Origin of the sequence: Companilactobacillus suantsaicola (assembly GCF_004745525.1) — a bacterium.
Classification (GTDB): Bacteria; Bacillota; Bacilli; order Lactobacillales; family Lactobacillaceae; genus Companilactobacillus; species Companilactobacillus suantsaicola.
The window spans coordinates 152690-166931 of sequence record NZ_RKLY01000001.1 but is presented as its reverse complement, the minus strand read 5'-3'; the positions used below and the strand labels follow the sequence as shown (position 1 = coordinate 166931).

The window sequence follows — 14242 nt, the reverse complement described above, 5'->3', positions numbered from 1 at the left end:
AGACGAAAAACCTCTTTCATTGTTAGTGTCGGAACTCCAATGATAACTGATTTTTACGTCTTGGTGTTTTTTTATTTAGTTTTTCTTAAGGTGGCTAACTTGATTATAAAATTCGCCAAGAATATTCAGCACGTTTTAGCCTCGATTATTAAAGAAACTACAACCAACGTTCTCAGATATAGTCAAGCTAATAACATGAGGTTCTGCTTTCGAGAAGACGATAACAACTTTTTTCTTGAAATTTCTGATGATGGAATCGGATTTAAAAACGATAAAACAAATCAATCATTTGGTATCGAAGGTATGAAAAAACGTTTAATTGATCTCGATGGTCAGTTAGAAGTGATTTCTCAACACGGTGTAAAACTTAAAATAACGATTCCGCGAAAGGATTAATATGATTACAATTTATCTTGCTGAAGATCAAGAAATGTTAAATTCAGCGCTTTCAGCTATTTTAGATTTAGAAACTGTTTTAAAAATTATTGGTTCGGCGACCAATGGACAAACCGCTCTCCAACAAATTATCAATTTACAACCAGATATTGCGATACTTGATATTGAGATGCCCCAAATGACCGGACTAGAAGTCGCTAAACAACTTAGAATTATTGAGCAAGACATTAAACTGATAATTCTAACGACCTTTGCTCGAAAAGATTATTTTGAATCTGCCGTGAGTAATCAGGTAAATGCCTATCTTTTAAAGGACAGTCCAACAGATGTCCTAGTGCAAACTATTCATCAGATCTTAGGTGGTAAGACTATTTATGATTCCGCTTTAGTTTCCACCATCCTGACAGCTTCTAAAAATCCCCTAACAAAACAAGAGTTAAAGATCATGAAAGAATTTTCTCAAGGTAAAAGTACTCAAGAAATTTCAGAAGCTGTGTTTTTATCGTACGGAACTGTTAGAAATTATATCTCTTCCATTCTCAGTAAGACTGGAGCTCATTCACGAATCGAAGCCTTAAATATTGCTAAGAAAAACGATTGGATTTAAATTTCAAATCAAAGGTTACATAACATTAATTTAAACAAGTTGCACACAATTTTGTACATATAAAAAAAGTGTCTGCACTAAGACAAACACTTTACACCTTAATTATATTTCTGTACCCTCTTATTCAATCTATGTTCATTCATTTCAAAGCCAATAACTCCCACCAATATAGCTATCACGGAAATAATAACATCATAGCTAGTTAGATCATGAAATCTAAGCACCGGTGCCACTACTGTCACGAGACTGAATAAAAACATTCGCTCACTTTTATGTGCATTAGGTTCATAAGTCATACTCGTCCAAGTTACTTTTATTATCTTATGAGAAAGTAAGTACCTCCACAATCCAATCAATATAATAAGAATGATGACAATTGGTAGAAAAATCCTTGTGCCAAAATATTTAAATTGCTGGATCAGTGAAGAAATAAGCAACAGTAGAAAATAAAGTCCCAACAGTCCCCAATGTCTTTTTTTACTAATGTTATCCATTACCGTAACCCTCCAAATTTAAATTTATGAGGTTCGCTAAACAACCATATATAACATGTATAACATAAAACATCGACTTTTGCTCGACTAAATTCTACTTATACCTTTTATCTACTTGATTTCTTTACTCTGTGCATTCTCCTGTAATCTTTTTAATAAAATATCAGCAATACCTTTAACTTGCTTATCTCCATCACGCTGGGACAAGCGATAGCCGACAAAATAAGGTGAAACAACGTATCTAGCTTCCACTTTACAGATAATTTTCTTACCAATTTTATAGAAGAAAATATTATAGGAATCAAATTTACCGCCATACAGATCATCCAAAACGTATTTCACGGTAACCCGAGTAAACTCTGCTAAATCATCAATATACTTAGGATTATTGATCACGACATTGAATTCAACAAATCCCATAATTGGTTTTTCCGAGACATTCACATTGATATGCTTAGAATTAAAAACATCCAACCCAGTAAAATTTTCTTCTTCAATGTGTTTATAGCCATCAACTTTATCTAAGCCAATAATTTGAAAATGTGGATGACGCAAAGAGCCACCAGACATTGGTCCAAAGTTCTTATACATTAATACACTTTCGTATTTCTTACTTTGAATCATCTCATTCCAGCAATGATAAATAAATTCAAATACTTCCTGATTCTTTTTAACCGAGTAGTTGGAAATATCCCCTTGATGGTCACTAGATTCAATAACCAGAGTCTGATTAGTATCTTTTAAAGTCTTGAATTTGTTCTCCAGCCAAATCATATCGTTCTTTTGTTCAATGATATTAGTCAGATTCTTAGTGTCACAAAATGGACAGTAATCCTTTTTCTTTTCAACATCCCTAGGTTTTCCTTTAGCTTGTTCGATCTCAAAAACAAGTACATCTTTATTCGACAATCTTCCACCTCAAAAATTTTAATTAATATGATAATAACGCAAACACAAAAAAACTGAAAGAAACTCGTCAGTCTCTTTCAGTCTTTTTATATTTTAAAACAGATTTAATTTTTATTTAAAAATTAAAGTGAACGTGAAGCACCCTTGTATACAACACCACGTCTTGAATCAACAGTAACAGTGTCACCATCTTTAACAAGTGATGTAGCATTCTTAGCACCAACGACAACTGGTAGACCCATAGCAATACCAACAACGGCTGCATGTGATGTCAAACCACCATTTTCAACAACTACGGCACTAGCTTTTTCAAGAGCTGGTAGGTAATCCTTGTCTGTCATCTTTGTAACAAGAATGTCGCCTTCGTTAACCTTCTTGTTTGCTTCTTCAGCTGAGTTTGCGACTACAACGTTACCAACAACTGATTCTTCACCAACACCTTGGCCTTTAACCAATGTTGAACCGATCAATTGAACCTTCATAACGTTTGTTGTACCACTTTCACCAACAGGAACACCGGCAACGATAAGAATCAGGTCACCTTCCTTAGCAAAACCAAGTTCTTGAGCTTTCTTAGCAGCTAAGTCAAACATTTCATCAGTGTTTTCTGGCTTGTCAGCAACAACTGGATCAACACCCCAGTTAACTGTTAAACCACGTTGTGTCTTTTCATCAAATGTGATAGCAAGAATATCAGCACTTGGACGGTACTTAGAAATCATACGTGCAGTGTAACCACTCTTTGTAGCAGCAACAATTGTATTAATGTTTAGTTCTTCAGCAGTTCTAACAACTGATTCACCGATTGATTCTGTAACGTTTGAACCTTTGTAATCTTCGAATCTTTGGATAGCAAGTGAGTTAGTCTTGTCTAATTGTTGTTCTGTACGTTCGTCAATACGAGCCATAGCAGCAACAGCTTCTACAGGGTAGTCACCATTAGCACTTTCACCTGAAAGCATTGTAGCATCTGTACCATCAAGAACAGAGTTAGCAACATCAGTAACTTCGGCACGTGTAGGACGTGGGTTTTCTTGCATTGAGTCAAGCATTTGTGTAGCTGTGATAACTGGCTTACCTAAAGCGTTACACTTCTTGATCAATGATTTTTGTACGAATGGTACGTTTTCATAAGGAATTTCAACACCCATGTCACCACGAGCAATCATCAAACCATCTGAAACTTTAAGGATTGAATCAATGTTGTCGATACCTTCTTGTGATTCAATCTTAGGGAAGATTTGTACATATTCACAATGTTTTTCTTCTAGGATTTCACGAATATCTAAGACATCTTGTGCTTTACGAACGAATGAAGCTGAGATGAAGTTGATACCTTCGTCAAGACCGAAACGAATATCGTCTGAATCTTTTTCAGTAATACCAGGTAGACGAACTTCAACACCAGGAGCATTGATACTCTTTCTTGAGCCGATCATACCTTCGTTTTGAACAACTGTAACCAATTCACGGTTCTTGTCATCTTTTTCAGTGATCTTCAAATCAACAAGACCATCATCGATCAATACGTGACCACCAACATGTGTATCATCGTATAGTCCAGGATATGTTGAAGCAATCTTTTCAGGTGTACCTGTCAATGAGTCATCCATTGAGATACGGATTGTTTGACCAATCTTAGCTTCAAACTTGCCGCCTTCTTGAACTGTAGTACGGATTTCAGCACCCTTAGTATCAAGAACGATACCAACAGTCTTTCCAGTAATCTTTTCAGCTTCGTGTACCATTTCCATACGAGCTTTGTGTTCTGCATGGTCACCGTGTGAGAAGTTGAAACGGAAGATGTTAGCTCCGGCTTCAATCAATTTAACGATTGTGTCAACATCGTTACTTGCAGGTCCAAGTGTACTTACAATTTTTGTTCTTTTCATCGAGAATCCCCTTTTCTTGTTTTCATCGTTTATTGTAACAAACATTACGAAAATATGCTTAAATTTTATGAAAATAATCTATTATCTGTTAATAGATTGATTTAAGTCATATAGAGATAAATCTGGTTTGTGCTTGCTATCGAATAGATCAAGGATATTGTGAGAAGTAATCTTGTTGTCCTCGATACCGATAGCTAAACCACCCTTGCCTTCAAGAAGAAGGTCAACGGCATAGGCACCCATTTTACTTGCTAGAACACGATCTCTAGCAGTTGGTGAACCACCACGTTGCACATGTCCTAGAACAGTTGCACGTGTTTGGAAATCACCGTACTTGTCCAATTCGTTCATGAAGTCTTGAGCATGCATAACACCCTCAGCAAGAACAATAATCATATTCTTATTGCCCTTTTCACGTCCTTCTTTGACACGTTCAGCAATTTCTTTAATATCAAAATTACGTTCTGGAACAACAATTTCTTGTGCTCCACCAGCAACACCAGCCCAAAGAGCCACGTCACCAGCACCTCTACCCATTACTTCAACAACGAAAGTTCTTTCGTGAGAAGAAGCAGTGTCTCTTAACTTGTCAATGGCATCAACAGCAGTTGATACAGCTGTATCAAAACCAATTGTAAAGTCAGTGAAAGGAATATCATTATCGATTGTTCCTGGTAGTCCGACAGCATTGTAACCATGTTCTGTCAAACGCAAAGCACCGTGATAAGAACCATCACCACCGATAACAACCAAGGCATCAATACCGAATTTCTTCAATTGTTCAATACCTTTAAGTTGTCCTTCGACCTTAGCAAATTCAGGATATCTTGCGGAATGCAAGAATGTTCCACCACGTTGAATACGGTCAGATACGTCATCACTTGTTAGTTGGAAAATATCACCAGCAACAAGTCCTGCATATCCATAATTGATACCATACACTTCAAGCCCTTTATCAATGGCTCTACGTGTAACTGCTCTAATAGCAGCATTCATGCCAGGGGCATCTCCACCACTGGTCAAAATACCAATACGCTTCATTTGTTCACACTCCAAAATTATTTGTTTCTAAAACAAAACCTAATCAAATATAACATTTTTATAGGTTAGTTTGTAGAGCTGAAAACGTTTTTAGCTGAATTTAGTGCTCTTTTTTTACAAAAACACTTCTTTTCCCTAAAAAGTTCTCTAGACGACTCTGCACATTACTATTAAAGCCTATCCACCGACTAGATTTCAACAGTAATGCCTGACGATTTTTCTCACGATAGACAATTACCGGCATTTTACCGGGAAACTCCTCGATCAGACGATATAGTTTAGCCAGATTTTCTGGCGTATCAAGATTCTTAGCCACTTTCAAATATAATTTTTCATCCGGCAGTTGGATCGTAAATTGTTTTGGATCAGCTAAACGATCACCAATAAATTCTAGGTCGCCTCGTTGTCCAATATTACTGTGACCAAAGAATAGAAAAATCTTGCCATCCAGTTCCATATTTTCTATTTTCTGAAAAACACGCGGAAAAATTGTAACTGAAATACTACCAGTTTCGTCTTCTATCGTCATAAAACACATTCTTTGACCTTTTTTAGTCCGAATTACGCGCAAATTCTTAATTAAGCCGAGTACTTTTACAGAAATTCCTTGAAAATTACTCAATTCGGAAATTTTAGTAGTCTTCGTTTCTAGCATTTTGTCACGAAATTTCTCAACTGGATGCCCAGAGACATAGACACCAAGATATTCTTTCTCTTGATTTAGGCGTTCCGTCAAAGTAAAATCATCGACTTCATGCTTTTTGGGATCTAAGACATCGAACAGTGACAAGTTGCTGCCAGCTAATTGAATACTCTCAATTAAGTCGCGAAAATCATATAGCAATTCCTTGCGGTTACGGTTAAACGAATCGAAGGCTCCTGCTAGAATCAAGGGTTCCAAATAATCATTTTTGACAAACCTCGTATCAATTCTCTGTAAAAAATTAAGGGCACTCGTAAAGGATCCATTTTTTTGACGTTGGTCGACGATATCACGAGCTAGATCCCGGCGCATCCCTTTGACACTTAAAAGTCCAAATCTAATTGACTTGTTCTCAGATTGAAATTCCAAGTCACTTTGATTGATGTCAACATTCAAAATTTTGATTTGTTGATCCTTTGCATCTTGAATATAAGTTGCAACTTTTGATTCATTATTTAAATTCGAATTTAATAAACGACTGTAAAAAATATCTGCAAAATGAACTTTGATATAAGCTAACCAAAAGGCAATCATGGAATAAGCCACCGAGTGAGATTTATTAAATCCATAATTACCAAATTTTTCAATATACTGATAAACTTTCTCAGCTGCTTCTTTGGAATGACCATGAGTAACTGCACCATCAACAAACTTTTGACGATTCTCCTCAATTAATTTTTCATTCTTTTTACTGATTGCTCGCCGCAAAATATCAGCTTGAGCCAAAGTGAAATGTGCCATTTCTGATGAAGCTTGCATTACTTGCTCTTGATAGACTAAAACTCCATACGTCGGCTCCAAGATTTTCTTCAGTGAATCGTCTGGATAAGTGACAGGTTCTTGCCCATGTTTACGCGCAATAAAGGTTGCAATATTTTGCATTGGACCGGGTCGATACAAGGCATTAGTGGCAACTATATCATCAAATTTAGTCGGCACTAGACGACGCAACACGCTCCGAATACCATCAGATTCAAATTGAAATACCCCATCAGTTGCTCCTCGTTGAAAAATCTTCAAGGTGGCAGGGTCATTCAAAGGAATCTTCTCAGGAACAAACTCTCGTCCATAAGCTTTAGAAATTTGATTGATTGCTGAATCAAGGATGGTTAAATTTTTCAAACCTAAAAAGTCCATCTTCAATAGGCCAACACTTTCAACGTTGTTCTTAGTTTGCTGGGTCAAATTGATGCCATCGTCTTCTAATTGAACAGCCACGATATCAGTCATCGGTTTTTTACTCAAAACAATTCCCGCCGCATGGGTGGAATAATGTCTTGGTATCCCTTCAAGTCTAGTAGCCACTCGATAAATTAATTTATTCTCGCGTGATTCATTGATTAAATTACGTAGTGAACTAGATTCATCAAAAGATTCTTGAAGAGTAATATTTAATTTTCTGGGAATAGCATTGGACCACTGGGACATTTGAAATTGGGTCTGACTAAAAGTTCTGGCAATATCTCTCAAGGCCATTTTAGCAGCCAAGGTGCCAAAGGTAATGATTTGTGCCATGTGATCAGAACCATATTTTTCATGCATGTACATGACCATCTCATCACGGCGGTCATCTGGTAGATCCAAATCAATATCGGGCATATTTACTCTTTGAGGATTCAAAAAACGTTCAAAGAGCAAATCATACTTGATTGGATCAACTTGAGTAATCCCTAAACAATACGAAACCAGTGAACCAGCAGCTGACCCACGTCCTGGACCGGTTTTAATGCCAATTTCATGTGCATGCTTAATAACATCCCAAACGATCAAGAAATAGTCTGAGAAGCCCATTTTATCGATTACAGACAATTCATAATTCAGTCTCTCCACATAATCTTTTGAAACTTGATTATCCAGACGTTTGGCTAATCCTTTTTGGGTTAAAGTTGTTAAAAAGTTAATTGACGGTTCTGCATGTGGCGTTTCAAATTTAGGTAATTGCGTTTCTTTAAATTCAATTTCGACATTACAATTCTCAGCAATTAAATCAGCATTTTGGATGGCTTCATTCAAATCAACCTGAAGAAAATCATTCGTGAACTCCTCAGCTGAATGCAAGTAGTGATCACCTTGTTCAACAACTTGGGCTAAATTTTCAAATCTTTGTCCAGTTCGTAAGTAATTAACCACTTGATACGATAAATGGTCGTCCTCATTCAAATAACGAACATCACCTAGGGCAACTACCGGCAAATTATTCTTTTCTCCGGCGGCTCGAATTACTTTAACATTTTCAATTTGATGTGAGTAAATACCTACTCCCAAAAATAATGACTCAGCATCGACTAAACTTTTTAAACTGTCTAAATAGCTTTGCTTTTCGACAATCGTCAAAAGTTCAGTTTCACTGGCTGGCGTGATAACAAATAAATTTGATAAGTACGATTTCAATTTTTCCAAAGTCACGGTCTCATTTGACATGACTATTGATGAAATCTTGATCAAATTCTGATATCCTCTTTGATTCTTCGCTAAAAGTATCAATGGATACGAATTTTCGGTATCAATCAAGCCTAATGTTTCAATCGTTATACCAATAATTGGCTTGATTCCAATCTTTTGAGCATACTTATAGAAGTCAATTGAACCATACAAATTATTCAAATCGGTTAAAGCCAAGGCCGTGTAGCCTCTTTTTTTAGCTTCATCCAAAAGTTCTGTCAGTTTTGCGGGACTGTGCAGTAGACTATAACTACTCATCACTTGTAGCTGTGCTTGCAATTTACCGCCCCCTTTAGTTAAAATTATATCAAAATCAAGTAGAAGTTTATTGGGTAAAATCCTTTTTTGTGCTAAACTACTTGAGAAAGTGAGATGGAAGAAATGAGATATATTGCTGTAATTTTCTGGTCAATCATGCTTGGTCAAGTTGCCGGTTTTATCGGTGGTGCTTTGAACCAACAAACTTACAATATGAATTATTCTATCATTATTAGTATAGTATTCGCTGTCATCTTCAGTGTCATTCCATTGATTCTTGACAGTTCTGTAAAAGATGAAAAACAACAAAAAAACGCTTAGTGATTTAGGCGTTTTTTTGTTTGTTCTCAATATAAAGATAAATAGACCAGGATAACCGTAATCTGATTATCCTGGTCTATTTTTAGTATTTTGTGATATACAAATAAAATTCATTAGTTGTTAAATTAATATTGTAATTCACACCATTTGAAGTGATCTGACTCATTGAGGTCTTGGTAGAATTTTTATCAGCATTCTTCGTTTGCTTACCAAATTCTTTCAGAACCTTCTCACCATCAGCACCCAAAAGTTTAGATACGATCATCAAATCAGTCGCCATATTCTTTTGACCAGATTTTGATTTCAAATCTTTATATGAAAACTTAGTGGCAACGCCCATTAACTGATTGTTTTGCACGTTGAAGCACCATTTCGTTCCATCATTCTTTTTATGGGTCGTGATGCCATTTTTAGAAATCAACTGTAATTGATCATTTGATTGCCCCATTGACAACATCGTGTAGTTATACGTTTGAGCAAAAGTTAGGTAATCCGTTAAAGCCTTAGCCTTTTTAACTTTAACCAATTTTGTCTCAGTATTCTTCCCATTGACCGCTTTAATTCGAACATTTTGATTATTATTGGAAACTGGAATTGAAATAGCAAAATGTCCACCGTCAACTGCAACCTTTTTGGTCGTTCCGTTAACGGTATAAGTCAACTTCTGATAGTTGGCAGCGCGTCCTTTAACGATTGCTACTAAACCATCAGCACTGTATGATTTCTTCGTCGTTGATAAGCTTAATTCTGAACACCCTGTAAGCAATAAAAAGAATAGTGGAATAACCAACAAAAATAAATATTTTAGTTTTCTCATAGTTATTTCCCCACTCGTTTAAAATATTAAAAAAAAGCCAAGACCAATTGACTTGACTTTTAATTAAGCTTCTTTGTTATCACTGATAACTTTTTCACCCTTGTACATACCTGATGGTGAAACATGATGACTTAAACGGTATTCACCAGTAGCAACGTCGAATTGCATGTTTGGTGTACTTAATTTAAGATGTGCACGTCTTTGACGTTTTCTTTGTTTTGATGTCTTTCTCTTTGGAACTGCCATATTTAAAAAACTCCTTTATTTGTATTACTTAATCAAATCTAACGTTTAATATAATACTATCATAAAAACGTTTGAGCAAGCAAAATTACTATTTTGTTTGCTTTTTTGCATTATTTTCTTTCAATGCATCAGCAATTTGACTGTCATGAGAAACTTTTACGTTCGAAATTTGTTTCTGAGCATGACGATTTAGTTTGTCATCTTTTTTCTTACCAGTACTTGCCAATAGCAAAGTGATAAGAGCCCCTAATAACAATGAAACAATAATCAAAATGATCAACGGTAATTTCACACGCGTGAATCCAAAGCTGACTGTAACTGGATTCACATTTAACACTGCAAAAATTACTACAATCAGTGCAATGACTAATCCTATGACAAATCTTGTTTGTTTCCCATTACCATTCATATTTTTATCCTCGATTATTTACGATTTCCAAGTGTCGCAGCAAAGTAATCCCCTAAACTTGGAGCCAATTTGTACAACACGGCTGCTAATTCCATAATTCTTGGACGATTGATCTCACGTTTATTTTTATTAAACGTATTTACGATTTCCCAAGCTAATTTATTTGGATCAAGCACAAAATTCTTCACTGATTCGAGATAGGTTCCGTTGTGATCAGCCACACTGAAGAAATTAGTGTCTACAGGGCCTGGATTGATAGTTGTTACCCAAACACCCATTGGCTTTAATTCGAGCCTTAGACCGTCTGAAAATGCGATTACAGCTGCTTTAGTTGCTGCATAAGCAGCAGACTTAGGTGTTGTAATCTTACCAGCCATTGAACCAACATTAAAAATGTGTCCCCGACCTTCATCGATCATCTTTTCAGCCACTAAACGCGTCAACAGCATCAAGCCAAGAACGTTAACTCGAAACATCTTTTCGATTTTACCAAAATCAGTCTCCAAGAAATTCGAAAAATCTCCAAAGCCAGCAGCATTGACTAACACATCAACATCATCTGTGAGGTTAAAAATTTTTTCAACGCCTGAACTGATTTGTTCCGGATCACTCATATCAATACTGATGAATTCATGCTGAGCACTCTCTGCACCAACACGAATACACTCATTCTTAACTTGTAAGAGTTTATCTTGATTACGAGCAATCAAGATCACATTAGCTCCAGAAATTGCGGCATTGACCGCAACATCTTTACCAATTCCGGAAGATGCACCAGTGACAACAACTGTTTGATTCAATAAATTAACCATAATCATCCTCTTTTCTATTTAAAGGGTACTTCAAACAAATCAAAATCCTTAGCTACTTTAGTATTCTTAAAGATTTTTTGAGCTTCTTTTTGCAATACTAAAGCCCCTCTACCAGTATATCTAGCAGAAATATGGGTTAGAATCAACCCTTTAGCATGACTTCTTTTAGCTACTTCGGCTGCCTGAGTCGCTGTCGAGTGAAAGTAATTGTACGCCAATTTCTTTTCATCATTTGAAAAAGTCGATTCATGAACGATAACATCCGCATTTTCACACAACTTATCAATTTCTGGTGTATAGCGAGTATCAGAAATAATCGTGACGATCTTACTTGGTTTTTCTGGACCGATGAAATCTTGACCATTAATGACCGTTCCATCTTCCAAAGTGACTGTCTTACCAGCCTTCAATTGACCAAAGATAGGACCATTAGGAATGTGATACTTGGCTAAATCATCGACTAATAATTCACCGACACGTGGTTTTTCAACTACTCGATAACCAAAACAAGTTACTCGATGTTTTAGTTCGCCCGCATAAACTTTAAAAGTACTGTCATTGAAAATTTCACCGCCTGTTTTCAATTCAATGAATTTAATTGGATAGCTTAATTTACTACCAGTTACCTTCAATGAAGTTTCAACAAACAGTTTTACTCCAACAGGGCCATAAATTTCCAAGGGTTCACTGCCGCCTTGATTTGAGCGACTAGCCAACAGACCTGGCAAGCCAAAAATATGATCACCATGTAAATGTGTAATGAAAATTTTTGTAATTTTACGTGGTTTAATTGCCGTTCTTAATATTTGATGCTGTGTAGCTTCACCAACATCGAAAAGCCAGACTTCATTTCTTTCGTCTAACATTTTCAAAGCTGTACTAGAAACGTTGCGTCCTTTTGAGGGGACTCCAGCGCCTGTTCCTAAAAATTCTAATTCCATAAATAATTCCTATTCTACTTTTTATCTAATGTTTTCAAAATTTCTTTGGCAACAAAAGAAGTGTAATACATTGAACCTTCAGGATTTGGATGGACATTGTCACTGTAGAACCAATCAGCGTGGTCTTGTGACATACTATACCAATCAATCACTGTTAGGTTCTTATACTTCCCTGCAGCTTCGTTTAAGACGCTATTAACAGTCTTTTCCCATGGTCTAGTTGGCACATGAACGTTGATCCAATATACATGTCGACTTGGACCCACCATATCCATAACTTGACCGATTTGTTGCATATTGAAAGGACCATTAGTTCCTAAGCCAATTAAGACATTTTGAGCTAAGACACCTTGACTCTTATAGTTTTGTAAGATATCCAAACTAGCAGTTAACTGACGACTGACAGCAGCATCAACAATAACTTTTTTATCATCGAACAACTTCAAGAAATTGTCCGATCCATCAGCCATGACAGAATCTCCAACCGCTGTCAAAGGAACATCCTTTAGGCGTTGTAAATCAATCTGAGTTAGACCATACTTTTCGAACTCGGTATTGATTGGATTATCCTTAGCTGCTTTCTTATAACGTTCGTAATCAGCATCAGACATCTTACCTGTGACATTCTTTTGTTTCTCTTTGTTCTTCTTCAAATTCTCAATTGCTTTTTGTTTCTTCTTTTTATTAGCTTTTTCGTTCTTATTGATCTTATTAGCCAATTGACTGTGATTAACATTTGGATTTGGTGCATCCACTGCTTTAACCACGCCGTAGCATCCGGTAATTCCAATGATAGCAATTACTAAAGCCAAGACACGTTGCAAACTTGATGATGAACGGAAGAAATTCTTCACATCACTCCACTTGGCATGTGCTAATGGTTGTTCAACAAATCTGAACGAAAATTCGGTTACAAGAACGATTAAAATCACTTCAATTACTGGATACAAAATCGGATGATCAGCAATATTCTTGAATTTTGATTCAAAGAAAATCATGACTGGAAATTGGTAAAGATACAAGCCATAACTTCTTGAGCCGACGTAATGGAAAACTTTGTTTGATAACAAACCGTTCCAAATTGAGTCTGGATGAGCCACGACCGCAATGAAAATACATGTGGTTACAGAGAAAATAAACATTCCACCGCGATAAAGGATTGGATCTGAATCTTTAATTGTAAAAATCATTAAAATCATTAAGGCAAATGAAAGTAAGCCGATGAGATTTAATTTCCACTTATCACTCTTATGCAGGCCAGACTTTAATTTTTCAGCTGGCCAAATCAGTGCCAAACCACAGCCCAAAAGAATTGAATACAATCTTGTATCAGTTCCGTAGTAAATACGACTTGGATCAACACCTGGCTTATAGAGCATTGCCATCCAGATTGCGGAAGCAATTGAAACTACCATGGCAAAGCCAAAGATGCGGCTCTTTTTGACATGAAACTTACTAAACAGGATCAAAAGAATTGGCCAAACAATATAAAATTGGCCTTCAATTGATAGTGTCCATAAGTGAGTAAACGGTGATTCATTATTGGCGAATCTTTCAAAATAAGATTGACCATTAAAAATTTGCCACCAGTTATAAACGTTTAAAATATTTGTCGCAACGATTTGATCAAAATGATAGAGCAAATCTTTTAAAAACAAGACGATATAAGCCCCGGAAGCTAGTAAAACAAACAGCATCCCCGGATAAAGTCTTTTGATTCTTTTGACATAAAAATTACTTAATGAGAATGAACCACCATAATCAACAGTATTAAAGAAATGATCTGTGATTAAGTAACCCGATATTAGGAAAAAGATTGGTACACCCAAATATCCGCCGGAAAAAACGTTAGGATTCAAGTGATACATGATAACACCGATAACTCCTAAAGTACGTAGTCCATCAAATCCAGTAATAAATCTTCTTTTCGGTGATTTATTCATATTTTATAGCC

General features: G+C 36.1%; 14 protein-coding genes. 3 read left to right on the top strand and 11 right to left on the bottom strand.

All coding sequences use genetic code 11. From position 1 onward, the window contains the following. Nucleotides 1–396 (top strand): sensor histidine kinase (locus tag EGT49_RS00800; protein ID WP_342772212.1); only part of this gene is annotated, 396 nt, incomplete at its 5' end. Between the two features lies 1 nt (nt 397). Next, nucleotides 398–1003 carry a DNA-binding response regulator gene (locus tag EGT49_RS00795; protein WP_135371060.1) on the top strand — a complete coding sequence of 202 codons (606 nt, stop codon included), beginning with the start codon at nt 398–400 and terminating at the stop codon, nt 1001–1003. A gap of 98 nt (nt 1004–1101) precedes the next feature. On the opposite strand, the gene EGT49_RS00790 is transcribed toward EGT49_RS00795, so the two are convergent. From EGT49_RS00790 to dnaE, 5 genes are all read right to left on the bottom strand, one after another. Continuing rightward, nucleotides 1102–1497, bottom strand: a complete 396-nt coding sequence (locus EGT49_RS00790) for a hypothetical protein (protein WP_135371059.1) — start codon at nt 1495–1497, stop codon at nt 1102–1104. A gap of 111 nt (nt 1498–1608) precedes the next feature. Further along, nucleotides 1609–2406: a DUF4931 domain-containing protein gene (locus EGT49_RS00785; protein ID WP_135371058.1), complete on the bottom strand. Its 798-nt coding sequence runs from the start codon at nt 2404–2406 to the stop codon at nt 1609–1611. Between the two features lie 122 nt (nt 2407–2528). Further along, nucleotides 2529–4298 carry a pyruvate kinase gene (gene pyk, locus EGT49_RS00780; RefSeq protein ID WP_135371057.1) on the bottom strand — a complete coding sequence of 590 codons (1770 nt, stop codon included), beginning with the start codon at nt 4296–4298 and terminating at the stop codon, nt 2529–2531. Between the two features lie 81 nt (nt 4299–4379). Continuing rightward, nucleotides 4380–5339, bottom strand: a complete 960-nt coding sequence (gene pfkA, locus EGT49_RS00775) for a 6-phosphofructokinase (protein WP_135371056.1) — start codon at nt 5337–5339, stop codon at nt 4380–4382. 100 nt (nt 5340–5439) lie between these two features. Next, entirely contained in the window at nt 5440–8763 is a 3324-nt protein-coding gene (gene dnaE / locus EGT49_RS00770; protein WP_135371055.1) for a DNA polymerase III subunit alpha, read from the bottom strand. Between the two features lie 102 nt (nt 8764–8865). On the opposite strand from dnaE, the gene EGT49_RS00765 reads away from it, so the two are divergent. Further along, the gene (locus tag EGT49_RS00765; RefSeq protein WP_135371062.1) at nt 8866–9063 is read left to right on the top strand and encodes a YjzD family protein; all 198 of its coding nucleotides are present in this window, start codon (nt 8866–8868) and stop codon (nt 9061–9063) included. 82 nt (nt 9064–9145) lie between these two features. Here EGT49_RS00765 and EGT49_RS00760 read toward each other — a convergent pair whose 3' ends face one another. From EGT49_RS00760 to EGT49_RS00735, 6 genes are all read right to left on the bottom strand, one after another. Beyond that, the gene (locus EGT49_RS00760; RefSeq protein WP_135371054.1) at nt 9146–9880 is read right to left on the bottom strand and encodes a hypothetical protein; all 735 of its coding nucleotides are present in this window, start codon (nt 9878–9880) and stop codon (nt 9146–9148) included. 63 nt (nt 9881–9943) lie between these two features. Next, on the bottom strand, nt 9944–10126 hold the full coding sequence (rpmF, locus tag EGT49_RS00755) for a 50S ribosomal protein L32 (protein WP_135371053.1): 183 nt from the start codon (nt 10124–10126) through the stop codon (nt 9944–9946). Between the two features lie 88 nt (nt 10127–10214). Continuing rightward, nucleotides 10215–10535 carry a lipopolysaccharide assembly protein LapA domain-containing protein gene (locus tag EGT49_RS00750; RefSeq protein WP_135371052.1) on the bottom strand — a complete coding sequence of 107 codons (321 nt, stop codon included), beginning with the start codon at nt 10533–10535 and terminating at the stop codon, nt 10215–10217. A gap of 14 nt (nt 10536–10549) precedes the next feature. Further along, the gene (locus EGT49_RS00745; protein WP_135371051.1) at nt 10550–11347 is read right to left on the bottom strand and encodes an SDR family NAD(P)-dependent oxidoreductase; all 798 of its coding nucleotides are present in this window, start codon (nt 11345–11347) and stop codon (nt 10550–10552) included. A gap of 14 nt (nt 11348–11361) precedes the next feature. After that, nucleotides 11362–12288: a ribonuclease Z gene (gene rnz / locus EGT49_RS00740; protein WP_135371050.1), complete on the bottom strand. Its 927-nt coding sequence runs from the start codon at nt 12286–12288 to the stop codon at nt 11362–11364. Nucleotides 12289–12302: 14 nt separating this feature from the next. Continuing rightward, entirely contained in the window at nt 12303–14231 is a 1929-nt protein-coding gene (locus tag EGT49_RS00735) for an acyltransferase family protein (RefSeq protein WP_135371049.1), read from the bottom strand. Between the last annotated feature and the right edge of the window lie 11 nt (nt 14232–14242).

Excerpts from the sequence above, each read along its gene's own strand:
- EGT49_RS00795 (WP_135371060.1), top strand. The coding sequence starts at position 398 with ATGATTACAATTTATCTTGCTGAAGATCAAGAAATGTTAAATTCAGCG.
- EGT49_RS00790 (WP_135371059.1), bottom strand. The coding sequence starts at position 1,497 with ATGGATAACATTAGTAAAAAAAGACATTGGGGACTGTTGGGACTTTAT.
- pyk (WP_135371057.1), bottom strand. The coding sequence starts at position 4,298 with ATGAAAAGAACAAAAATTGTAAGTACACTTGGACCTGCAAGTAACGAT.
- pfkA (WP_135371056.1), bottom strand. The coding sequence starts at position 5,339 with ATGAAGCGTATTGGTATTTTGACCAGTGGTGGAGATGCCCCTGGCATG.
- EGT49_RS00765 (WP_135371062.1), top strand. The coding sequence starts at position 8,866 with ATGAGATATATTGCTGTAATTTTCTGGTCAATCATGCTTGGTCAAGTT.
- EGT49_RS00760 (WP_135371054.1), bottom strand. The coding sequence starts at position 9,880 with ATGAGAAAACTAAAATATTTATTTTTGTTGGTTATTCCACTATTCTTT.
- rpmF (WP_135371053.1), bottom strand. The coding sequence starts at position 10,126 with ATGGCAGTTCCAAAGAGAAAGACATCAAAACAAAGAAAACGTCAAAGA.
- EGT49_RS00750 (WP_135371052.1), bottom strand. The coding sequence starts at position 10,535 with ATGAATGGTAATGGGAAACAAACAAGATTTGTCATAGGATTAGTCATT.
- EGT49_RS00745 (WP_135371051.1), bottom strand. The coding sequence starts at position 11,347 with ATGGTTAATTTATTGAATCAAACAGTTGTTGTCACTGGTGCATCTTCC.
- rnz (WP_135371050.1), bottom strand. The coding sequence starts at position 12,288 with ATGGAATTAGAATTTTTAGGAACAGGCGCTGGAGTCCCCTCAAAAGGA.
- EGT49_RS00735 (WP_135371049.1), bottom strand. The coding sequence starts at position 14,231 with ATGAATAAATCACCGAAAAGAAGATTTATTACTGGATTTGATGGACTA.